Origin of the sequence: Pseudolactococcus chungangensis CAU 28 = DSM 22330, assembly GCF_002441885.1 — a bacterium.
Classification (GTDB): Bacteria; Bacillota; Bacilli; order Lactobacillales; family Streptococcaceae; genus Pseudolactococcus; species Pseudolactococcus chungangensis.
This window is the reverse complement of sequence record NZ_JXJT01000010.1, coordinates 40,625-63,103: the sequence shown is the minus strand read 5'-3', so window position 1 is coordinate 63,103 and position 22,479 is coordinate 40,625. Positions and strand designations below refer to the sequence as shown.

18 protein-coding genes, 8 tRNA genes and 1 rRNA gene are annotated in these 22,479 nt (G+C 36.5%); 7 read left to right on the top strand and 20 right to left on the bottom strand.

Going from position 1 to position 22,479, the window contains the following annotated elements:
* Positions 1–791 precede the first annotated feature (791 nt).
* On the top strand, positions 792–1,073 hold the full coding sequence (locus tag RR45_RS05955; protein WP_084463476.1) for a transposase: 282 nt from the start codon (positions 792–794) through the stop codon (positions 1,071–1,073).
* Between the two features lie 426 nt (positions 1,074–1,499).
* Here the strand turns inward: RR45_RS05955 and RR45_RS05950 are convergent.
* The 20 genes from RR45_RS05950 to RR45_RS05855 all read right to left on the bottom strand — a co-directional run bounded on the left by RR45_RS05950 (position 1,500) and on the right by RR45_RS05855 (position 14,081).
* Positions 1,500–1,573: transfer RNA gene (locus tag RR45_RS05950), tRNA-Asn, on the bottom strand.
* Between the two features lie 92 nt (positions 1,574–1,665).
* A 5S ribosomal RNA gene (rrf, locus tag RR45_RS05945) occupies positions 1,666–1,781 on the bottom strand.
* A 26-nt stretch (positions 1,782–1,807) separates the two neighbouring features.
* Positions 1,808–1,881, bottom strand: a tRNA-Ile gene (locus tag RR45_RS05940).
* Between the two features lie 168 nt (positions 1,882–2,049).
* Positions 2,050–2,120, bottom strand: a tRNA-Gly gene (locus RR45_RS05935).
* A gap of 27 nt (positions 2,121–2,147) precedes the next feature.
* Positions 2,148–2,220, bottom strand: a tRNA-Phe gene (locus RR45_RS05930).
* 43 nt (positions 2,221–2,263) lie between these two features.
* Positions 2,264–2,336: transfer RNA gene (locus tag RR45_RS05925), tRNA-Asp, on the bottom strand.
* A gap of 14 nt (positions 2,337–2,350) precedes the next feature.
* Positions 2,351–2,424: transfer RNA gene (locus RR45_RS05920), tRNA-Met, on the bottom strand.
* Positions 2,425–2,457: 33 nt separating this feature from the next.
* Positions 2,458–2,547: transfer RNA gene (locus RR45_RS05915), tRNA-Ser, on the bottom strand.
* An 8-nt stretch (positions 2,548–2,555) separates the two neighbouring features.
* Positions 2,556–2,627: transfer RNA gene (locus tag RR45_RS05910), tRNA-Glu, on the bottom strand.
* Positions 2,628–2,765: 138 nt separating this feature from the next.
* The gene (locus RR45_RS05905; protein ID WP_031366773.1) at positions 2,766–3,533 is read right to left on the bottom strand and encodes a LysM peptidoglycan-binding domain-containing protein; all 768 of its coding nucleotides are present in this window, start codon (positions 3,531–3,533) and stop codon (positions 2,766–2,768) included.
* An 80-nt stretch (positions 3,534–3,613) separates the two neighbouring features.
* Positions 3,614–5,494 (bottom strand): acyltransferase family protein, encoded by a 1,881-nt coding sequence (locus tag RR45_RS05900; protein ID WP_031366774.1) that lies wholly within the window; start codon positions 5,492–5,494, stop codon positions 3,614–3,616.
* Entirely contained in the window at positions 5,491–6,204 is a 714-nt protein-coding gene (locus tag RR45_RS05895) for an MORN repeat-containing protein (RefSeq protein WP_031366775.1), read from the bottom strand. Before RR45_RS05895 ends, RR45_RS05900 begins: the two co-directional genes overlap by 4 nt.
* A gap of 79 nt (positions 6,205–6,283) precedes the next feature.
* Positions 6,284–8,326, bottom strand: a complete 2,043-nt coding sequence (gene ftsH, locus RR45_RS05890; RefSeq protein WP_031366776.1) for an ATP-dependent zinc metalloprotease FtsH — start codon at positions 8,324–8,326, stop codon at positions 6,284–6,286.
* A 146-nt stretch (positions 8,327–8,472) separates the two neighbouring features.
* On the bottom strand, positions 8,473–9,021 hold the full coding sequence (hpt, locus tag RR45_RS05885) for a hypoxanthine phosphoribosyltransferase (protein ID WP_031366777.1): 549 nt from the start codon (positions 9,019–9,021) through the stop codon (positions 8,473–8,475).
* Positions 9,022–9,030: 9 nt separating this feature from the next.
* On the bottom strand, positions 9,031–10,269 hold the full coding sequence (gene tilS / locus RR45_RS05880) for a tRNA lysidine(34) synthetase TilS (RefSeq protein ID WP_031366778.1): 1,239 nt from the start codon (positions 10,267–10,269) through the stop codon (positions 9,031–9,033).
* Positions 10,266–11,585 (bottom strand): serine hydrolase, encoded by a 1,320-nt coding sequence (locus tag RR45_RS05875; protein WP_031366779.1) that lies wholly within the window; start codon positions 11,583–11,585, stop codon positions 10,266–10,268. The genes tilS and RR45_RS05875 overlap by 4 nt, the downstream gene beginning before the upstream one ends.
* Complete coding sequence (locus tag RR45_RS05870) at positions 11,563–13,002, bottom strand: 4-hydroxyphenylacetate 3-hydroxylase N-terminal domain-containing protein (protein WP_072353629.1); 1,440 nt, start codon at positions 13,000–13,002, stop codon at positions 11,563–11,565. The genes RR45_RS05875 and RR45_RS05870 overlap by 23 nt, the downstream gene beginning before the upstream one ends.
* Positions 12,999–13,331 carry a hypothetical protein gene (locus tag RR45_RS05865; RefSeq protein ID WP_031366781.1) on the bottom strand — a complete coding sequence of 111 codons (333 nt, stop codon included), beginning with the start codon at positions 13,329–13,331 and terminating at the stop codon, positions 12,999–13,001. The genes RR45_RS05870 and RR45_RS05865 overlap by 4 nt, the downstream gene beginning before the upstream one ends.
* Positions 13,328–13,714: an FtsB family cell division protein gene (locus RR45_RS05860; protein ID WP_031366782.1), complete on the bottom strand. Its 387-nt coding sequence runs from the start codon at positions 13,712–13,714 to the stop codon at positions 13,328–13,330. The genes RR45_RS05865 and RR45_RS05860 overlap by 4 nt, the downstream gene beginning before the upstream one ends.
* A gap of 106 nt (positions 13,715–13,820) precedes the next feature.
* Positions 13,821–14,081 carry an RNA-binding S4 domain-containing protein gene (locus RR45_RS05855; RefSeq protein WP_031366783.1) on the bottom strand — a complete coding sequence of 87 codons (261 nt, stop codon included), beginning with the start codon at positions 14,079–14,081 and terminating at the stop codon, positions 13,821–13,823.
* Positions 14,082–14,371: 290 nt separating this feature from the next.
* Here RR45_RS05855 and RR45_RS05850 point away from each other — a divergent pair, with 290 nt between their 5' ends.
* The 6 genes from RR45_RS05850 to RR45_RS05825 all read left to right on the top strand — a co-directional run bounded on the left by RR45_RS05850 (position 14,372) and on the right by RR45_RS05825 (position 22,443).
* Positions 14,372–15,274, top strand: a complete 903-nt coding sequence (locus RR45_RS05850) for a WxL protein host-binding domain-containing protein (RefSeq protein WP_031366784.1) — start codon at positions 14,372–14,374, stop codon at positions 15,272–15,274.
* A gap of 103 nt (positions 15,275–15,377) precedes the next feature.
* Positions 15,378–15,572 carry a DUF951 domain-containing protein gene (locus tag RR45_RS05845; protein WP_003137902.1) on the top strand — a complete coding sequence of 65 codons (195 nt, stop codon included), beginning with the start codon at positions 15,378–15,380 and terminating at the stop codon, positions 15,570–15,572.
* Between the two features lie 51 nt (positions 15,573–15,623).
* Positions 15,624–16,739 (top strand): redox-regulated ATPase YchF, encoded by a 1,116-nt coding sequence (gene ychF, locus RR45_RS05840; RefSeq protein ID WP_031366785.1) that lies wholly within the window; start codon positions 15,624–15,626, stop codon positions 16,737–16,739.
* A 202-nt stretch (positions 16,740–16,941) separates the two neighbouring features.
* Positions 16,942–17,511, top strand: coding sequence for an aminoacyl-tRNA hydrolase (gene pth, locus RR45_RS05835; protein WP_031366786.1), 570 nt, complete (start codon positions 16,942–16,944; stop codon positions 17,509–17,511).
* Complete coding sequence (gene mfd / locus RR45_RS05830; protein WP_031366787.1) at positions 17,508–21,008, top strand: transcription-repair coupling factor; 3,501 nt, start codon at positions 17,508–17,510, stop codon at positions 21,006–21,008. The genes pth and mfd overlap by 4 nt, the downstream gene beginning before the upstream one ends.
* A complete protein-coding gene (locus RR45_RS05825; protein ID WP_072353630.1) occupies positions 20,989–22,443 on the top strand; it encodes an oligosaccharide flippase family protein in 1,455 nt (484 codons plus the stop codon). The genes mfd and RR45_RS05825 overlap by 20 nt, the downstream gene beginning before the upstream one ends.
* Positions 22,444–22,479: the final 36 nt, after the last annotated feature.

Genomic DNA, 22,479 nt, shown 5'->3' with positions numbered 1-22,479 from the left:
AATATATTAAGAGGTTTTGGTGAGGAATAAATAGTTCTATAAGTATTTCTATAATAGTGTGATTTATATCGTTAATAAAAAATAGTTCTGTATAATCTACGGTGAAGAAAATAATTCCTTCACTGTTTTTTTTGCAACAAAAAAGTCATAAAATCAACTAAGAATGAAGTTACCGCACCACACATTTAGGAGATTATATGACCCACTCTGATTCTATCACACTTTTGCTTGGCTTAAAAGCCTTGGAGCTAAAGTTGCCTGTCAATCATTTTGCTAAAGAAGGATTCTCTAAACTTACAGGATGAAATAGATCGCTCATTTTCATTGTAGCTCATCAGCCCAAACAAACGATTTGTCCTGCTTGTGATATAATTGCGAGCTCAAGACCTGTTCGTGCTTATAACGTTTCAGAAGTTCTACTGACACCATATGCTCACCGGCCTTGCGTCTTATCATTGACCAAGGTCAAGTATGATTGCACTGATTATAATGCCTATTTTACTGAGTCAGGTACCATGATTTCATTAGTTGTTAAAACGACTATCTTTCTTGACTTACGTCAACATGAGTATGAAAGACGTTGCAGATGTTATTTCGTCTCGCCAACTTTTTGTTGGAAAATACTAAATCGAATCCCTCTTAAACAAGTCATTCGACGACTACCTGAGGTCTTGTGTTTTGCTGAGTACAAGATAACACAAAATAGTGACAATGGCTTGGCTTTTGTCTATCCAGATGTTATAACCTATGAGCTATTTGATATCTTGGATAGCCGAAAACAATAAGAATTTATCGCCTATTTTTTCAAATTCCCAAGAACAGAAAGACTAAAGGTTAAGGAGATCGTTATGGATATGAACACCAATTACCTTGCTCTGTTACCTATCCTATTTCCCAACGCCATACCTGTTATAGATGGGTTTTATGTGGTGCAACAACTGTCTAGAGCTTTTAATCAATTGCAAGTTAAGGAGCTGAATCGACTAAAAAAATGCCTAGAGACAACGGGAAAGTCTATAGAAAGCCAAAAAAATACTGGCGAAATTTACTCAAGTATGACAGTAAAAAAGTAAACACTTTGAAGCGACTTGTGATATCCTTCAGAATGCCATGGATACCTTTCGTTACAAGCAACCAACCTCTTTTTTGATATTATTAAAGCATTACCAAATAAGGCGTTCAAGAAGAGCTGCCACTAACTTTTACGACATCAGGACGTCATTTCTTCTGTACTGTTATCACCATGCTCTAATGGGCCACTTGAGGGCAAGAACAATCTGTGCAAGGTCATCAAGAGATTTGCACAGATTGTTATAAATTTTTACATCTTATAAATCGGATTTTACTGCAACTGTTCCTCATCAAATGAAACTAAAAAAGCTATCCGAAGATAACTTTTTTATACCTCAATTTAACTCATTTTAATGATTTCCCACGCAAAGTTGACAGAACTATTTAATATAACAAAAAAACGTTATCCTCAGACAACGTTTACTTAGCTCCGCTTGCAAGACTCGAACTTGCGACATCATGATTAACAGTCATGCGCTACTACCAACTGAGCTAAAGCGGAATAATCTCAATTGGTAGAATAGCAGAAAACTTTGTTTTCCCTATCTGAAACCTTGGAGCAATGCTCCAAGCCAACTGAGCTAAAGCAGAATTGCTTGGCACCGACCATATCTCACAGGGGGCAACCCCCAACTACTTCCGGCGTAATGAGACTTAACTACTGTGTTCGACATGGGAACAGGTGTATCTCTCATACAATAAGCACCAAACATTTTTGAAAAAATAAATTTTCAAATGGGCACAAGTGGACTCGAACCACCGACCTCACGCTTATCAGGCGTGCGCTCTAACCAGCTGAGCTATGCGCCCTAAGTTTTCGTAGAAACATGTAAAACGTTTCATCTACTCAGGTTGTTAGAATTTGTATACCGCTATCAAATAATTCCAGATTGATTTCTATAGTTCAACATTCTAACCGACTAAACTATAGACCTAATATAGGATTAAAACCAAATTTTTTCGATAAAAAAATGGTAAAGCGGGTGACGAGAATCGAACTCGCGTAGTTAGCTTGGAAGGCTAAGGTTCTACCATTAAACTACACCCGCAGAGAATCATTATGGTTAACCATAATATGGCGCGAGACGGAATCGAACCGCCGACACATGGAGCTTCAATCCATTGCTCTACCAACTGAGCTACCGAGCCAATACTTTTTAAGTTAGTTATAAATACTGAGTAAGTATTCATACGGTCCCGACGGGAATTGAACCCGCGATCTTCGCCGTGACAGGGCGACGTGATAACCGCTACACTACGGAACCTACTGATTTTATAATTGCGGGAGCAGGATTTGAACCTACGACCTTCGGGTTATGAGCCCGACGAGCTACCGAGCTGCTCCATCCCGCGATAATGTTATACTAGGAACTCGTCGTTTCCTAAAGGAGGATTAGGGATTCGAACCCTAGCACGCTTTTACACGCCTGACGGTTTTCAAGACCGTTCCCTTCAGCCAGACTTGGGTAATCCTCCATAAAAAATAGTCCGTACGGGATTCGAACCCGTGATACCGCCGTGAAAAGGCGGTGTCTTAACCCCTTGACCAACGGACCAGGGTTTGAACTGATTGATACATCTCAATCAGCAACAAAAATAATTATATCGTATTAATTCTATTCCGTCAAGCATTTTTTCAAAAAAAATTGAAAAAATTTATAATTGTTTTTAAAACTTGACGTCAAACGCCCTTTTTATAAAGCCCAGTGAGTCATACCACCATTGTTAAAAAGATAGATGGCTCCCTCAATTTGCGAGTTCAAATCGCCGTCATATCCTGGATAAGTAGGAGCTAATTGGAACAAACCATAATAACCAAGGGAGTTTTTAATTGTGGCAATCCAACCGCTTTCTCTTGAAATAATATAATCCCATTGACTAGCATCCACACCCGTACGCGTTTGAAGTTGTGTTAAGACATAGGCACGTTCTTCATCCGATAAACCACCTGCAGCAACTTTATTTCCATTATTGACAGAAACACCTTGTGTTTCAAGAGCATTCTCGGTGTCTAAAAGTTCTTTTATTTCTTCTTTAACAACATAAGATTTTGAAAATGACAATACTTGACCAATAGAGATGGCTTCTGAAGAAGTTAAATCATTTTGTTGCATAATAGATGCCATGCTAACTTGGTATTGACTGGCAATCGCGCTTAGTGAGTCTCCTGATTTTACAGTATAACTAATCAAATCACCTGTTTCATCCGCTTTAATCGGCTCAGCATGGTCTAAATTTGACACTACTGATTTATGAATAGCCTGAGTTGTTACAGCTGCATTATTTTTTTGTGTTATTTCCTCTGTATCAAAGTTCGTCGTATCAGCCTGGGTACTACTCTCATTTCCTAATACAAGAAAAACAGAAATACCAAATGTTAACCCTAGCATCCCAATAAGACTTAAAATTGTAAAAACTATTTTATGTGATGTTCTAAATCCATTTTTTTTATATTTTCGCATACTGTTTAATTTTATCACAGGACTTAAACAAAAAAAGCCTTGTCACAGACTCTTTATCTATTTGTTATCATTTTGTAACTTTACGGTTTGCCTTTTGATTTCGCAATTTCATTCAAGCTTTGTGCCAACAGATTAAGATAATCAATTGCAACGTCTTGTTTACCAGCAAAGTGAATCTTATCTGCCCAAAGACGATTTTCTTGAGGCTCAATATAGCTTGCCCAATCTGCAACTGCTAGCCAGTTATATTTATTTTGAAGTGACTTTAAATAAGTATTGAACTCATTTAAAACTACTTTATTTTTACCATCATAAGGCGTGACAAAGACTAATCTCGTCCCTTTAGGTGCACTATCAATAATTTTTTGAACATCAGCAGTCATATCACTCGTTACATTCGCACCAGCTGAAATAATCACATATTTCCCTATTGTCCCAGCTTTTACATGTTTTTCAAAGGAAGCAAGCACACTATCATAGTTCAAACCAACCTGTGCATCCACATCTGCATCAGGTAAAATAGTCGCTAAATAAGGTACCACTCCAACCATCACTGAGTCACCCAAAACAGTTTGAGAACTGTTTAGAATTTTATCTGATATAGATGTACTTTGTTTCAATCGCATATCTGTACTCGTATTAAAGCCAGCTGCAGGGTTATACCAGCTCGTATTCGCATTAATATTATTGCCCACATCATATAGATTCTGACCCAATTGTCCTTTTTGGTCCAAAGATACCATCGCTTCACTAATCGCCGCCTCATGAAGACTTCTCTCGGTTTTAGAAAGCGTAGGCGCAGTCCCCATTACACCTAACCCCACAAAAACTACCACAGCTAAACCACCATAAATCGGCTTACTCATCAACCATTTCACCGATTGCTTACCATGGAAATAAGGTTCAATACCATAATAGACTGCAGCTGAAGCTGTAAATGAAACGATAAAACTCAAAACACCCGCCAAGAAAACTTGTGGTAAAAAATGAGAAATGACTAGCCAAACTGGCCAGTGAAAAAGATAAACACTATAAGAAGTATCGGCTAGCACCATCAAAATTTTAGGTTCTGGACTAGTTGTACGTTCATGCAAAATTCTAAATTGAACAATCAAAATTGCAGTTAAAACGCTCGTTAAAATCAAATTGGTCCGAATTGTCCAGCTACTTTCAAACTTCCCAAACAGACTTAGAAGTAATAAAATCAGGATTGGGATACCAGACCAAAGCAATGTTTTTTTAACCGGATAGTTCGAAAATCGTGCCTTCTGTTTATCACTAATCCGAACACCAACTACTGTAGCAACAATTGCCCCGATAAAAAAGGGATAAGCATGACTCGCAAAAGCAAAATAGCTATAGCTTAAATAGTTAGGGTTAAAAGTCACTTCAAGGTAAATAATAGATCCTATACTCGTTAGTACGGCAAGCACAAACACAATGAAACGCGTTTGACCTAACAACTTTTTACCTGTATAACCTTGTTTTTTTAACCAAAAAACCAAAATAAACAGCAGAGCGCCCCAAATCAGATAAAAAAGAAATTCCAGAGATAGCGTCCATGTATGGATGTATAACTGTGGTGTTTGCTGAGCTTCATATGATAAACCTGACTGTATTTCAAACCGATTCGTCACAAAACCTATGGCAGCAGCCACTTGCTTAGCTAGGTTAGCCCGAAAATCAGACGGTAACAACAACGTAAACGGTAATGTCGTGACAATCATGATGACCAATGGCGGAAAAATTCTGATAAAACGACGTTTATAGTAGGTCAACAACGTAAAACTACCAGACTTTTCAAGCTCAATAAAAAAGAGAGAGGTAATCAGATATCCCGAAAATACAAAGAAAATATCAACACCAATAAAACCACCTGGGAAAGACTTAACAAAAAAATGATAACCCAGTACAGTCACCAGACCCAAAATTCGAATTAGGGAAAACCATTTAATTTTCATTTTTCAAGCTCTCCCATCTTAAAATCACCAGTAATCGGCATACCTACAATTGGTGTATAGGTCCCTTTACCATCTGGTAAACCATTTTTCCACGCTCCTTCATAGCTCGCACCATTGGCAAAATGCATCTTGCCTTGCCAAATGCCTGCAAATCGCCACGCCCCTTCATAAGTAAAAATGCTACCATTAAAAGTATATTGACCTGCTGCTTGATGAACGACTGACTTGTCTGCTAAGGTAATCGTTGTTTTGCCATCTTTTTCAGTCACAGTATAGGCATTGCTTTTAGTATAAGTCAAAGGTCCAACCATTCTACCTGCCTTAAATTGTGCTTTCAATGCATTCCCTGAGCTATCAGTAATCGTCGCATCACCAGAGAAACGACCATTCTTCATCCCACCTTGATAGGTAAATTTTTGATCCAACGATTTTTCAGATACTTGACGCATCAGACTAAAATCTCCTAAAGCATAAATTTGAGCGGTGACAATGACGAAAAGGCTGACAAAAATTGCCAGCGTTAATTTTTCTATTTTAATTTTAGGTGTTGTTCGAGTCGATACTGCTGCCTCAACATCATTTTGTATCAAAGACTCTTCGGAAAATCCAGAAGTGTCAGAAGTGACTGAATCAATCTTCAGCGTCTCTTCTTGCTCAAAACGACGTTTGGCTTCAAGTTCTGCCAATTTTTCCTTGAATGTTTGAGCCAATTTATGTTTCTTCCCTTAGTTTATTATCTAATATTATATCATAAATCACAAAAAATCAGGCGACTAGGCCTGACTTTCATTAATTATCTTGATTTTCAATTTTGTTTAAATCATTATCCAAATTATCATCTTCTGGTTCATTAACTGCTTTTAAAGTTTGTTCAAAATCTGCTGGTTCAACACTTTCAGATTCTATAACATTATCAGCAGGCATTTGACCTGTTTCAAATAAAGATTTGATTTGACGTGCATCCAAAGTTTCATGTTCAAGCAAGGCAAGTGCAATTGCCTTATGTTGTTCACGATGGTTTTCAATGATCTGACGAGCGGTTTCATGTGCTTCGTTAATGATGCTACGCACTTCTTCATCAATGGCTTGGGCTGTGTACTCACTATAACCTTTGGTTTGACCGTAATCACGACCAATAAAGACAGCTTGAGAATTACCTTCAAGTGTCACAGTGCCCAATCTTTCAGACATACCATATTGTGTGACCATACCACGCGCGAGTTGCGTAGCTTGTTCAAAGTCATTTGAGGCACCAGTTGTAATGGCGTTGAAAATAATTTCTTCAGCAGTTCGACCACCCATAAGACCTGCCAGACGTTCTTGCATATCTTCTTTAGAAAGTAAGAATTGGTCTTCTTTTGGTAAAGAAATCATATAACCACCGGCACGACCACGTGGTACAATTGTTACCTTGTGGACGAAACTAGCATTTGAGAGAACAAGACCAACAATTGTATGTCCCGCTTCATGGTAAGCCACCATTTCACGTTCACGCTCAGAAATCCGTTTGTCTTTCTTAGCTGGACCTGCAATCACGCGGTCTTCTGCCTCATCAATATCAGAGGCATCAATCACAGACTTGTTACGTCTTGCAGCAACGAGCGCTGCTTCATTAAGGACATTTTCCAAATCCGCACCAACGAAACCTGGTGTTTGTTGGGCAACAACTTTTAAATCAACGTCAGCTGCCAAAGGTTTATTTTTAGCATGGACTTTCAGTACCGCTTCACGACCTTTAACATCTGGTGCTCCAACGAGCACTTTACGGTCAAAACGACCTGGACGTAACAAGGCTGGATCGAGAACATCAGAACGGTTAGTTGCTGCAATGACAATTACAGCATCGTTACTTTCGTTAAATCCATCCATTTCGACTAGGAGTTGATTAAGGGTTTGTTCCCGTTCATCATTACCACCACCCATACCGGCACCACGTTGGCGACCGACAGCATCAATCTCATCAATAAAGACGATAGCTGGGGCGTTCTTTTTAGCATTTTCAAAAAGGTCACGGACACGTGAGGCACCGACACCGACAAACATTTCCACAAAGTCTGAACCAGAAATTGAGAAAAATGGTACCGCAGCTTCACCAGCAACAGCTTTAGCAAGTAAAGTTTTACCGGTTCCTGGAGGGCCTTCAAGGAGGACACCTGCCGGGATACGCGCACCTAAATCATGATATTTTTTAGGATTTTTCAGAAAATCAACAACTTCAACAAGTTCTTGCTTTTCTTCATCAGCACCTGCAACGTCTGCGAAACGAACTTTGACCGTTTTCTTGTCTTGCTCTTTGGCACGTGATTTCCCGAAACTCATCGGGTTCCCACCGCCATTAGCACCACCGCCTCGCATACCACCCATCATCATGTAGAGGAAGCCAATCATGAGTAGAAGGGGTAACCAAGACCCTAAAAGTGTCAACCAAACCCCATTAGACGCTTCTGGTTTAACAGAAACTTTGACTTTTTCCTTGTCCGCAATTTTTTGCAGTTCGCTGATGGTCGTATCCGTAGGTAAAATTAAACTAGAAAATTTCTTAACTTCAATAGGTTTATTAGCAATCAAAGAAAAGTTTGTTTTTGCCTTAACCTTTTCAGCTTTTTTATATTCCCCACTCACTGAAATCAATGAGGCAGAAGGCTGATAAGAGAATTCTTTTATATCACCAGCTTCTAGTTTTTTAACTAGTGTTGTGTAACTAATTTTGTCAACCGTTTCAGTACCAACACCCTTGACGAAATATTGGAAACCAACAACTGCAACGATTACCATAATTACCCACAGGAAAGAGTTTTTTATGAAACCACTGTTTTTATTTTTATTATTCATAGAATCCTTGTCTAAATTTTGTTTTATATCAGATATTATGACAAATTTTTCCAAAAATGTCTATTATTAACGTCAGGTTTGGTCAATATCAGCCTTAAGGCTGATATAAACTTTTTTGAAAGAGCTATCCTGCCAAATGCTTTGATTTAACCCTCAGTTTTATAAATTTCTTCTTTAAGAATCCCGATGTAAGGAAGATTACGATAATGTTCATCATAATCTAGACCAAAACCAACCAAAAACTCATTGGGTAGGGTAAAGCCAACATAATCTGCTTCAATATCAACAACACGTCCTTCAGGTTTATCCACCAGTGTGACGATTTTAACTGAATTCGCTTTACGATATAACAACAACTCTTTTAAATATAAAAGCGTCCGTCCAGTGTCGATAATATCTTCAACAATCACGATGTCACGACCTTCAACTGATGTATCCAGATCTTTGATCATCTTCACTTCACCAGATGATGATGTACCACCGTGATAGCTTGATACAACCATGAAATCCATCTCTATGTGAGCATCAATTCGTTTTGTTAATTCCGCGAAAAAGGGGACTGAACCTTTTAAAATTGCTACCATCAATGGATTTTTATCTGCATAAGCTGTTGTTAAAATTTGACCCAATTCCTGTGATTTCGCACAAATCTCTGCTTCGGTCACTAAAACTTTTTCAATCGTTTTTTCTAACATTCTGTCTTCTTATCTCTTTTCCCTATAATAAAGTGTTCTTTTCATTTTATCATGTTTCAATGATTTACTCAAATCTGCAATCACAACATCTAACACACCATAAACGACATCCCCTACGACGATTAAAGGATTGCCACGTTTTTTAAGTGCAACTTTATTGTCAATGAAATAACGACGAAGTTTTTTATCAATACCATTAACTTGAATGCGGTCACCTGACTGACGTTTTCTAATCACAATCTGCCCCGTAGCTGGCAAATCAATCTGTTGAAAATTACCAGTAGGATATGGTGTTAAAGCCGTCTCAAATTCTGTTGCCTTCGATCTTTCTTCAATATAAAAGTGGTAGCGATCTTTGATAAAGTTGTAATCATTCGAAATGGCATGAAAATATTGCCCCTCACGCCTAATAATATGTAACAATTCATCAAACTGAGCTTTTGAAACTTCCAAAGCTGGAAATTTAGCAATATAATCCTGTAAAATAAAGTATTGTAAATTTTCAATTTCTCGTGAAAACTCAATCAAATCTATTTTTTCAGCAGCTGCATAAGCGCGAGCGCTATAAGCAACAATTGCCATTGCCTTTTGGATTTCGTCTGATAAACCAGCTAAATTTTCCGAAAACCGTGGATTTTCTTTTTCAAATGCTGGTAAATAAAGATTACGCACCCGATTTCTCAAATAATCATTCTCAGCATTAGAAGCATCTTCAAAATAATCGGTAGCATCAAATTCAGACTTTTCAAAATCTAACAAAGGCCGAATCAGAGATAAACCTTGTCGTTCTTCTCCAAATGTTTGAACTGCCTCCATACCTGTTAAGTGGCGCAGCCTTGAACCTCTTATTTGACGAATTAAGAAATTTTCCGTCAAATCATCCTTGTGATGTGCAGTCACTAATGCCGTCAAATGATATTTTTTCATGATCCTTTCAAAAAAATCATAACGGAAATCACGTGCCTTTTCTTCCGAAAAAGGTCCTACATAATTTGCAATGTAAAAAGGAATCTCCAAATCAGCCATTTTATCTTGCAAGGCTTTTGCTTCATAATCAGATACTGCGCGTTGTTGATGATTAATGTGCGCAACAGATAAAGATATGTTAAGTAAGTCTCTAGCTGCGTAAAGCCAATTAAAAAGTGTCATTGAATCTAAGCCACCTGATAAGGCAACTAAAACTTCTTGATGTTGATCAAAATAGTGTGCCTCATCAGCTATTTTTATAAATTTCTCGTAAGGGGTCATTTCATTACCTCATATATGGCTTGGGAAATATTTGCAAGCTCTCCATTATCAGCATCGTTGTTTGTTTCTATCACTAAGATGTATGGCTCTGCCGTAAAAATCAAAGCAGCATCATGGTTAAATTCGTCTGCTGTACCAATTTTGTGAGCCACTTGAATCGATTTGGGTAGTTTAGCAGGAATTCGCTCTGCATCATAATCAGTACCAATCAGAGCATTATAGCCCGCTCCTCCTTCATGATAAAGGGCTTCAAGTACTCGACCAACCATTTCAGATGATGCTCCTCTTTCTATAGGGTTCCATGGTTCTCCTGCAATTTTTGCAATCTCAGACTGGAAGCTTGCTGAAAATCTGCCCGTTTCATAGTAGGCTAACATATTACTTGCCACATTATCCGAGTCTTTAGCAGTACGGTTAATCAAATCCAATAGACTATAAGACTGATAATCAGGTGTCTTAGGTAGAAATCCAGTTCCCTCTGTTTTAAAGGCACCTTGCCAATCATTGACCAATTCATTATAGGCTAAACTATCTCCAAGGCTAGCATTACCTGCATTAATCTGTTTTTGCGTCCAATAAAGAATTGGAATTTTACTCAAACTCGCTGAGTACATTTTTTTTGTTTGATTGACACCTGCCGTAAACTCACTATCAAGTTGCTTGACATAAATTGAATAACCACTTTGCTGATATTTTTCATTTAATAAATTCTGAACCTTATCCAGTTTTGGATTCTTAAAAGTCCCTGCCTTACTATCTATCCATCCTGTCTTGCCACCTTCAAAAGTTACTTGGTAATATGTCCCCCAATTCGTCGTTGCCTTTTTGGTCGCATAGACTTTATCTCCTTTTATCAACTTACTGTAAACTTGGTTGTCTAAAGTTGTCAACGGAGCGTAAAGAACATCTGCATCTTGTATCACATAAAACGCTTGGTTAATCTCTTCTGTCGTTAAAACAATATCAGAGCCAATCTCATTTTTATTATTCAAAACAAAAGTACCATCAGATAATTTAATTGATTGACCCTCTAAACCACTCAATACCAGCTGTGTTTTAGCTGATATTTTCTTAGCCTTAGTGTGTAACGCTGCATCTGTATAGCTCTGAACATCTGTCAAGGTGACAGCCCTTTTGGGTAACTCCGACCATTTGGATGATTTAGCATTATCTAATAGTAGTCTTGGTGCATAAGTTTGCGAGCTAACAATGTCAGTTTTCTCTGGGAACGTTAAAAAGGCTGGTAGGACCATTGCCGCAAAAACCAGCCATTGTAATGGAAGATAATTTTTCTTATTTTTTACCATTTCTTGCATTGTCTAAAACCTTATCAATCATCTGATTAGCCTGTGTTAAATCAGTGTGTCTGAGATGCTGTAAATGAATAAACATTGGATTCCCACCATGCAGAAATTCATATACACGTTGGCGCTGTCCAAAACTCTCACTCGTGATATCCCAAGCGAGATTTAACAAAAGCATCCGTTCCTCTGCAGTCATCAAATCACTAGTTAAAGCAGAGTCTAGCATCTTTGCTATATCTGGATTGCTAAAACTACAAAAATCAGGAACACCAACTGCTGAACCCGCAGAAAGCTCAGCAATCACTCGCAAAGCCTCATCATAATAAGTTGTCAATTTAGCACGAACTGCCAAGAGAGTTTGCATATTAGGTGTAAATACACCATTTTGTATTTTCCCTGTAACCTCACTTGCAATGATACAAGACTGGATCATCTCCAAGTTAACAGATAATTCTCCCAATTTTTCTTGAACACGCTGAAAGTCAAATAAGCCTAGCTGATGCGCAAGTCGAACAGCAATTCCTGTCACAAACTCTAACTTAATAAACCCACGTACCTCATCTTGATGTGCTGTATGATTAAATAGACCACTTACTTCAAAGAAAGCGTTAGATTGTTCAACATCACCACAAACAAATAAGGCATCATTGGGTACAAAAACATCATCAAAAAGAAGAAAGGCATCCATCTCATCAAAGGCTTGAGACAATGGATAATCAGCCAGTGATTGTTCTGGTTTCATTGTCGATTTTCGACAGATGACTTTAACGCCAGGTGTTGCGATAGGAAGCGCAAATGCTAAAGCAAATTTTTTGTCTTCCGGCTTTAAATCTGGAAGGTTGAAAATGAGGAGTTCATCCGCTAGCGGTGCAAGGGTATTAACTTGTTTGGCGCCCCGAATGATAACGCCATCTTCTCGTGTCTCTTTTATCCAAACGCCAGCAAATTCCTGTCCTTGATTCAGAAGTTGTGATAAAGTTTTTTGACGGTCTAGTTGTGGATTTTGAATGGCATGGCTAACAAAGACATCGTCATATTTGACATGATTGGCCCAATTTTTCGCATTGAATGCAAAGTCTAGTTTACCTTGCGTTCCTAAATCGTCCGCATAATTGCCTAAAACAGCAACACCAGCGTTAATAAAATCGGGCGTTCGCCCCAACATACCATAGGATTCTCTTGCAACCTCTTCATAAATTTGGCGTTTCTTAGCCAAATCTTTAACCGACTTGGGCACTAAAAACATCACTGAAGATTCAATGCCATTATTAAAAAAAGTATGGTTTTTATTTTCTTTTTGCAACTCATAATAACGCTGAATAACTTCTAATGTCGTAGAGAATACAGGTTCACTTGCCATATCAATAACGCGATGACCATTAAGATAGACCTCACGTCCGTCATTGAGTTGTCCGTTTTTAGTCGTCATTGATTGATCCCCTTTTGATTTTGAAGTCGCAATACTTGTAGCATCTCCCCAGTTCTAGCAAGTATTTTGTCATATTTTTCTCTGAAATCTTCTTGTGTTAATGTTAAATCAATTTTACCATCGTTTTGAATCTCTTTGACAGCGATTATCAGGGCATCATTTCTTTTAATTTTTTCACCTTTGGGAACATCAGACCATTTTAATAAGCCTGTCAAAAGAAATGTATCTGACATACCTTCAAAAAACATGCGTTCCTCTGACGATAATTCCGAGGCCAAAAATGTGATGAATATACCGAAACGAGAAATAGATTTAACTCGACCAATCATTTTATTTTTGTAACCCCACCATCTGATAATTCAGGAATTAAGAATACTTTTTCACCATCTTTTGAATAATATCTCAAACGTGCATATTTTTCAATGAATATTGGATCTTTAAGTTTAGCAATATTAGCTTTTTCAATTGCTAACTGTTTGTCCAAAACCACTGATTTTTCTTCATATTTTGCTTTTAATTCTAAGCGGCTTTGCAATGTTTGATATGATTTAACAAGATTAATTGTCGGCAAAACCATAACTAAAATGACAGCTACCAAAATTAAACCTAAATAACGACGTTTGGGTACCTGATTATTTGTTTGTTGAATCTGATTCAATTGTTGCGTTGTAAACTCATTATTTAGTCGGACAATTTTCTTTTGTTTTGTCATGATACACCTCTATCCTACAGATAACTTTTACATCATCTAGTTAGTCTGTAGTCACACACTTTGATTGTTTTAAACTTTCTGATGTTCTACCTTAAATCAAAAAAGTTCAAGGATTTACACGAGTTTCTGACAAGACTTCATACATCTTATCCGCATCTTCTTTTTTAGTTGAATCTTTTATGTCAAGGACTCTGACCTCTAAAATTTTATTACCAAAGGTAATCGTCAAGACATCCTGATATTTGACATCTGATGAACTTTTAGCCAGAATACCATTTAGTTTAATACGCCCTTTATCGGCAACTTCTTTAGCCACTGTTCGACGTTTAATAATTCGTGAAACTTTTAAATATTTGTCTAATCTCATAGCACTTATTATATCATAAAACCAGTATTCTTGTATATATAATGAATAGTCAAAGGTTAACATCTTACTTTTAAAAAGTAAAAATTCATCTTTTTTATTTTATAATTATGTCTCATTATTTTGTATAAGATTTCTTAAAAGTGTTAAGATGTGATATAATTAAACTTAAGATGTAATTTTAATAACAATTGAAAATGGTGTTTTTTAGCTAGAATATTAATTAAACTGCCTTTTGATATCTTTTTAAAATAACCTATCCTCTAAATATTACACCTCAAAAAAAGGGAAATATGAAAAATATACTCACACTATTTATTGTAGCGGTAAGTTTTTTTGCCACTAAAACCGCTGCTGACGAAGTCGATTTCACTGTCACACCCATTCTAGATGGTGATCAGACGGTGATAAACCAAATCATTTCTGCAAAATATCATGAGCAGCAATCTTTAGGTTTTAACCTACAAAATAACACCGATGATACGATTAACATTAACATCAAAACTGCAATTCCAGACCTTGATAGTAAAGGCAATCAAATTTTTTCTGATTGCAATACTTTTTTAAAGGCACCTCAAACAATTACACTCCCCCCAAGAGATAGTCAAGATGTTACTATTGATTATAAACCCGAAGCTTTCAAAAAAGATTTTGATGGTGAGATTGCAAATGCAGTTCTTTTTTGCCAAGGAGATAAAAGTGTTAAATACATCGTAAATGTCCGAAAAAACGATAATAAAGATACTGAGAATATCATCGTTGAAAAATCCGAGGCTACAATACTTAACCAAAAACGCTTTATTCGAATTTTACTTAAAAATGATAGCAATACTTGGTTAAATAATGTTTTAATTGATAGTCATATTTTAGACCAAGCGACTAAGCAATCTGAGTCTCATCAATTTAGCCATATTGCTCCTAATAGTAAAATTGAAATTTTGATTCCTATTTCAGAGAAATTTAAAGCAGGTACATACTTAACCATGACTTCTGTACAAACTGCAAGTCGCACTTGGCAACTTAAAAGTCAATTTAAACTCTCAACTTCAAAGATTAATTTGCTGAATGGTCAAGAGCAACCTATCCATAAAGGTAAACATTCAAAAACCTTTTATTATGTGAGTGTTTTATTTATCTTACTAATCCTGACAATCATTTTTCAATTTCGTTTCATTCAAAAGCACAATCAGATATAATATACGACGCATCATCACCACGACCATTGGCACCAGATGGTTGTTTTTTTGCGGTTATTTTGTTAGAATGTATTGAAAATGTTTCATCGTGATGGAGGTGTCAATGTACGAGTTAGGTGATTTTGTTGAAATGAAAAAACCACACGCTTGTGTCGTCAAATCAACTGGAAAAAAAGCTAATCACTGGGAAATTGTGAGATTAGGCGCTGACATTAAGATTCGTTGTACCAATTGTGACCACATCGTCTTGATGCCACGCAATGATTTTAATAAAAAAATAAAAAAAATACTTGACTAAGAAAGGAGATTGGGCTGTTATTTTCATCACTGACAGCTCAACATCTAAATTATGGCTTTAACAGCAGGCATCGTTGGTTTACCAAACGTTGGAAAATCAACTCTTTTTAATGCAATCACACAAGCAGGAGCAGAAGCAGCCAACTATCCTTTTGCAACGATTGACCCTAATGTAGGCACCGTCGAAGTTCCTGATGAACGTCTCAATAAAATTACTGAACTCATCAAACCTAAAAAAACTGTTCCAACAACATTTGAATTTACAGATATCGCGGGGATTGTCAAAGGCGCCTCTAAGGGTGAAGGTCTCGGTAACAAATTTTTGGCCAACATTCGGGAAGTAGACGCCATTGTTCATGTAGTTCGTGCTTTTGATGATGAAAATGTCATGCGTGAGCAAGGACGTGAAAGTGACTTTGTCGACCCGATAGCTGATATTGACACGATTAACCTAGAATTGATTTTAGCTGATTTAGAGTCTGTCAACAAACGTTACGCACGTGTTGAGAAAATTGCGCGTACTCAAAAAGATAAGGATGCCGTACTTGAATTTAAGGTTTTAGAAAAAATTAAACCTGTACTTGAAGCTGGCAAATCTGCTCGAACAGTTGACTTTGAAGAAGACGAACTAAAAGTTGTCAAGTCACTCTTTTTATTAACAACTAAACCTGTCTTATATGTAGCCAATGTTTCAGAAGATGAAGTGGGTGATCCTGACAATATTGATTATGTCAAACAAATCCGTGACTTTGCTGAAACGGAAAACGCTGATACAGTAGTTATCTCTGCACGTGTTGAGGAAGAAATTGCTGAACTTGAAAACGATGAAAAAGCTGAGTTTCTTGAAGCAATTGGCTTAACTGAATCAGGCGTTGACAAGTTGACACAATCTGCCTATCATTTACTTGGACTTGGCACTTACTTTACAGCAGGTGAAAAAGAAGTACGAGCCTGGACTTTCAAACGTGGTATCAAAGCACCTGGAGCAGCAGGCATTATCCATTCAGATTTTGAAAAAGGTTTCATCCGTGCTGTTACTATGTCTTATGATGATTTAATCAAATACGGGTCTGAAAAAGCAGTCAAAGAAGCTGGTCGCCTCCGTGAAGAAGGTAAGGAATATGTTGTTCAAGATGGTGATATTCTAGAATTTCGCTTTAATGTCTAATTTAAATAATCAAGAAGCTGAAATGTTGATTTCAGTCTTTTTTGACGTTTACAATTTTGTAAATCATTTGTCAATTAAGTGTCAACTTACTGTAAAATACTTTGGGTGATTTCATTCACACATCCCCTGTTTGAATGAAATCACCCGTAATAAGTCAAGTTTCAAGATTTCATAAAGTGAAATAGAAGAAAGGAATGTCAACATGACAAAAATGATTGTGGGGCTAGGAAACCCTGGTGACAAGTATGCCCACACTAAACATAATATTGGTTTTAACGTTTTAGATGTTATGGCAAGTCGTTTAAACCTGACATTTAAACGAGATAAAACTTTCATAGCCGATATTGCCTCTACTTTTAGTAACGGTGAAAAAATCATACTAGTTAAACCAGTAACTTTTATGAATGAATCAGGTAAGTCTGTTAAACCGCTTTTAGCTTATAATGGCCTAACAGCAGACGATTTAATTGTCATTTATGATGATCTTGATATGATGGTTGGTAAACTTAGACTTCGTCAGAAAGGTTCTGCTGGTGGTCATAATGGTATCAAATCAATCATTACGCACCTTGGTAGCCAAGAATTTAAACGGATTAAAATTGGCATTGGTAGACCTAAGCATGGTATGTCTGTTGTTAATCATGTCTTAGGTCAATTTGATCAAGAAGATAAAGCAGATGCTGAGCTTGGTATTTTACGAGCTGCTGATGCAATAGAAGCTTTCATTGAAAATAATGATTTTAATCAAACAGGAAACCAATTTAACAGATGAAACTTACAGATTTATTATCAAAAAATCATGCGCTGATACAATGGCAACGTGAACAAAATAAAATCACACGTACTTTATTCACCGGTATCCAGGGCACCATCAAAACACTTTTGATGGCGACTGCTTTCGATCATCAGCCTGATAAATATATTATCATTACAGACAATCAATATCATGCAAGTGAGCTTTATAATGACTTATCAGAATTTGTTGGCGAAGAAAAGGTCTTTCAGTATTTTTCTGATGACAACATTTTTGCAGAATACGCTGTTGCTAGTAAAGAGCGTTTAGCCTATCGGTTAGATGCGCTTTCTTTTTTACAAAATAAACAAGCGGATGGTTTTTTAATCATACCTATTTTTGCTCTACGCAATTTACTACCGAATCCAGTTAGTTTTAAAACATTCAATCTTCTATTTACAGTAGGCCAAGAAATTGATAGCGATGGCCTTATCAATCAGTTGTCAACTATCGGTTTCGAAAAAACACAACGAGTCATGAGTCCAGGTGAATACTCTAAACGAGGTGACATCCTAGACATCTATCCTTTAGATGCTGAAAATCCTATTAGGATTGAGTTTTTTGGAGATGAGATCGATGGCATCAGATATTTTGATGTTGAGAATCAACGTTCTTTACAGGAACTTGATACAGTCAATATCAAACCATCCTCAGATTTTATTTTGAGTGCTGCTGATTTTGAACGTGGTGTAAACTACTTGTCAAGTTTGACTAATCTTGATGAGAAACAAAGATCTTACTTAGCTGAAATTATTGCTGCAGCAAAACACCAGAATTATCATGCTGACTTGAGAAAATTTAGCGAATTTTTCTATGAACAACAATGGACATTATTCGACTATCTACCAAAACATACACCAATTTTTATTGATGACTTTCAAAAAATTAATGAAATGGATCATAAAATCACGCAAGAAACTGCAGAATTTATGCTATCAGAAAAATTGCTCAGTCGTTCTATTGATGGCATGCACTATTTAGCAGATAATAGTCATCAACTTCGAAATTATAAACCTGCAACTTTTTTCTCAAATTTTCAAAAAGGTTTAGGTAACCTCAAATTTGATTTTCTACATAACTTTAATCAACATAGTATGCAGGCATTTTTTGGTCAGATGTCTTTACTACAAGTTGAGTTAGCGCATTTCATTAAAACAGATTACACTGTTATCCTTGCTGTATCAAAAGAAAAAGAAACGAAATTAACAAGAGATTTACACGATATTGACATTTCCTTTGCATTGACACAGGTTGATGAACTCCAATCTAAAGTTGTCAATATTATCAACCTAAACTTGACAAATGGTTTCAATCTGCTCGATGAAAAAATAGCTGTCATTACAGAAACTGAGATCTTTGGCAAAACTAAAAAACGTCGTACCAAACGATTAAACATTACCAATGCCGAACGTTTACAAGACTATAATGAATTAGAAGTAGGTGATTATGTTGTTCATCAAACACATGGTATTGGTAAATACCTTGGATTAGAAACGATTGAAATTTCAGGAATTCATCGTGATTACTTAACAATTCAATATCAAAACAATGATACCATTTCGATTCCTGTTGACCAGGTTGAATTGCTCACCAAATATACAGCAGGTGAAGGTAAACCACCTAAAATTAATAAGTTAAATGATGGACGTTGGAAACGAACTGTCAAGTCTGTCACGAAACAAATCGAAGACATTTCAGAAGATTTGATTAAACTCTATGCTGCTCGAGAAAGTCAACGTGGTTTTGCTTTTTCACCAGATGATGATAATCAACATGAATTTGATGAGGCTTTTGCCTATACCGAAACAGATGATCAACTTCGCTCTGTAATCGAAATCAAAAAAGACATGGAACGTGAGCGTCCGATGGACCGATTGCTAGTTGGTGACGTTGGATTTGGCAAAACAGAAGTAGCCATGCGTGCAGCTTTTAAAGCAATCAACAATCATAAACAAGTAGCCATTTTAGTACCAACAACTGTTTTAGCTGAACAACACTATAATAATTTTCGTGAACGCTTTAATGATTTTGGTGTCAATATCGCTGTCATGTCACGTTTTCAAACTAAAAAAGAACAAGCCGATATTTTAGATAAACTTAAAAAGGATCGCATTGATTTAGTCATTGGAACACATCGTTTACTATCAAAAGATGTCACGTTTTTCGATCTTGGTTTGATGATTATAGATGAAGAACAACGTTTCGGTGTCAAACACAAAGAGCGTTTGAAAGAGCTAAAAACACAAGTGGATGTCTTAACTTTGACAGCCACTCCAATTCCTAGAACATTACATATGTCTATGATGGGAATTCGTGATTTATCAGTAATTGAAACACCGCCAACTAACCGTTACCCAGTTCAAACCTATGTCATGGAAACTAATTATAGTGTCCTTCGAGATGCTGTCTTAAGAGAAATGTCTCGTGGGGGGCAAGTATTCTACATTTACAATCGCGTTGACACGATTGAGCAAAAAGTATCACAAATTTCAGAACTAATCCCTGAAGCACGCATTGGTTTCATTCATGGTCAACTCAGTGAAGTACAACTTGAAAATACGCTACTTGACTTTATCAATGGTGAATATGATGTTTTAGTTGCAACAACAATTATTGAAACTGGTGTAGATATTCCTAATGCCAATACACTATTTGTTGAAAATGCAGATCATATGGGCTTATCTCAGCTTTATCAACTCCGTGGACGGGTTGGACGCTCTAACCGAGTAGCCTATGCTTATTTTACCTATCAGCCAGAAAAATCATTATCTGATGTCTCTGAAAAACGTCTTGATGCCATAAAAGGGTTTACTGAGTTAGGATCTGGTTTTAAAATTGCCATGCGAGATTTGTCAATTCGAGGAGCTGGTAATCTTTTAGGTGCTGAACAATCTGGCTTTATTGATTCTATTGGCTTTGATTTATATTCACAATTGTTAGAAGAAGCAGTCAACAAACGTTTAGGTAAATCAAGAAAAACACGAAAAGCCAATACTGAAATAAATCTAGAAATTGATGCTTTTCTTCCTTCAGATTATATATCGGATCAACGTCAAAAAATTGAAATTTATAAACGAATTCGGGAAATTGAGAGTCGAACTTACTATCAAGATTTACAAGATGAGTTGATTGACAGATTTGGTGAATACCCTGACACTGTGGCATATCTCCTTGAAATCGGCTTACTTAAATATTTTTCTGACCAAGCACTTGTTGATAAGATTGACAAACAGTTGACAACTATTGTTTACATGATGAGTAAAGCAGCAACTCATACTTTTATGCCACAAGATTATTTTGATGCCTTATCGAAAACACAACTAAAAGCCAAAATTGGTGAAACATCTGGGCAAATGGTTATTAGATTTGATATCAGAAACTTATCAGCAGCCACATATCTTTCAGAAATCATATCCTTTACTGAACGTTTGAGTGCGATTAGAGATGAGAAAACCAATGAAAAAACTGGCAATTAAAGGGGCAAGTGTTCTAGCACTCGCAGGATTTTTATCTAAGATCCTCGCTGCACTTTACCGTTTTCCTTATCAAAATTTAGTTGGCGATCAAGGCTTTTATGCCTTTCAACAGGTCTATCCTTTTTACGCCATCATTACCACTCTATCCTTGATTGCCTTGCCTAATTTTTTGTCTAGCTTGATTCATTCTGCAAATCAGCCCAAAGAAGAGACTCATCAATTTTTCCAACTTTCTCTTATACTATCTGTTTTAAGTTTTGTTGTCTTGACACTTTTGAGTCAACCTATTTCAAAATTGATGGGACAAGAAAAATTAGCGGGACCATTTGTGATGGCCATTTTACCACTTTTATTAGTACCTTTTCTATCTTTATATCGAGGTCGTGCACAAGCAAAACAAGATATGGTGACAACTGCTGTCTCTCAAGTTATTGAGCAATCTGTACGCGTTGTCTTAATTATTTGTGCTGCACTAATGTTCACAAGATTGTCAACTAATGTTTATGCAATTTCTTTCTTAGCCATGCTAGGCTCTTTTATTGGTGGACTTGTTGCGCTTGTCTACCTAATGCTTTCTAGCCCCTTTAAATTCCAAGGATTGTTTACAAACTTGACAGCCCTACAACCTAAACGTAAAATTATTCAAAAATTCGGTCTATCCTCACTTGTCTTTACTTTTTTTATGATTTATATGCTCATTTTACAGATGATTGATGTTTTCTTTGTAAAAAATGCTTTGATGCATCTGCCTCAAGTCAAGACATCAAATCAAGCAGAAATTTTAAAAGGTATTTATGATCGTGGTCAACCTTTCTTACAATTAGGTTTAGTCTTTACCACATCAATTTTGACTGATAGTCTTCCTAAGTTGACAAGAGATAAGCAAATCTCTAAAAAAATCTGGGATAATGTCACATACTTAGCAATCGCTTTAACAGTTGGTCTTGTCATTTTACTACCAGAAATGAACGATGTTCTTTTTAAAAGTCATGCACATGTGCTAAGTTTACAGATTTTTGTGTGTCAAATCCCTATCATTTCAATGATCCAACTTTATCATCATGATTTATTCTTGGTGGGAAAAAATAAAATGTCGGGTTTGATTTTATTAAGTGGGCTAGTATTAAAATTAGTGAGTGTTTACCCATTAACTGTCTTATATGGTTTAAACGGTTCTGCCTTATCCAGTCTTATCAGTTTACTCTTAGTTCTCATTTTTTACAGTCTATACAGTAGAAAATTACCTCGACAATTATTTAACTTTCAGTTTTGGTTCGCCATTTTGATGATGGGAGCTGTCGTTATGTTAGGTAATCATATTCTTACAATTAGTGAACGCTGGTTAGCGCTTTTCAAGCTAACGATTTTAAGTGGGTTAGGTGCTGCAACCTTTTTCAAAGTGTTCAATGTGAATCCGAAAGATTTCTTAAATTAAAAAAGCACAAGCATACTTCAAACATGATGTATACTT

Excerpts from the sequence above, each read along its gene's own strand:
- RR45_RS05875 (WP_031366779.1), bottom strand. The coding sequence starts at position 11,585 with ATGCAAGAAATGGTAAAAAATAAGAAAAATTATCTTCCATTACAATGG.
- RR45_RS05845 (WP_003137902.1), top strand. The coding sequence starts at position 15,378 with ATGTACGAGTTAGGTGATTTTGTTGAAATGAAAAAACCACACGCTTGT.
- tilS (WP_031366778.1), bottom strand. The coding sequence starts at position 10,269 with ATGACCCCTTACGAGAAATTTATAAAAATAGCTGATGAGGCACACTAT.
- RR45_RS05905 (WP_031366773.1), bottom strand. The coding sequence starts at position 3,533 with ATGCGAAAATATAAAAAAAATGGATTTAGAACATCACATAAAATAGTT.
- RR45_RS05850 (WP_031366784.1), top strand. The coding sequence starts at position 14,372 with ATGAAAAATATACTCACACTATTTATTGTAGCGGTAAGTTTTTTTGCC.
- ftsH (WP_031366776.1), bottom strand. The coding sequence starts at position 8,326 with ATGAATAATAAAAATAAAAACAGTGGTTTCATAAAAAACTCTTTCCTG.
- RR45_RS05870 (WP_072353629.1), bottom strand. The coding sequence starts at position 13,002 with ATGACGACTAAAAACGGACAACTCAATGACGGACGTGAGGTCTATCTT.
- hpt (WP_031366777.1), bottom strand. The coding sequence starts at position 9,021 with ATGTTAGAAAAAACGATTGAAAAAGTTTTAGTGACCGAAGCAGAGATT.
- RR45_RS05825 (WP_072353630.1), top strand. The coding sequence starts at position 20,989 with ATGAAAAAACTGGCAATTAAAGGGGCAAGTGTTCTAGCACTCGCAGGA.
- RR45_RS05860 (WP_031366782.1), bottom strand. The coding sequence starts at position 13,714 with ATGACAAAACAAAAGAAAATTGTCCGACTAAATAATGAGTTTACAACG.
- pth (WP_031366786.1), top strand. The coding sequence starts at position 16,942 with ATGACAAAAATGATTGTGGGGCTAGGAAACCCTGGTGACAAGTATGCC.
- mfd (WP_031366787.1), top strand. The coding sequence starts at position 17,508 with ATGAAACTTACAGATTTATTATCAAAAAATCATGCGCTGATACAATGG.
- RR45_RS05855 (WP_031366783.1), bottom strand. The coding sequence starts at position 14,081 with ATGAGATTAGACAAATATTTAAAAGTTTCACGAATTATTAAACGTCGA.
- RR45_RS05900 (WP_031366774.1), bottom strand. The coding sequence starts at position 5,494 with ATGAAAATTAAATGGTTTTCCCTAATTCGAATTTTGGGTCTGGTGACT.
- RR45_RS05865 (WP_031366781.1), bottom strand. The coding sequence starts at position 13,331 with ATGATTGGTCGAGTTAAATCTATTTCTCGTTTCGGTATATTCATCACA.
- ychF (WP_031366785.1), top strand. The coding sequence starts at position 15,624 with ATGGCTTTAACAGCAGGCATCGTTGGTTTACCAAACGTTGGAAAATCA.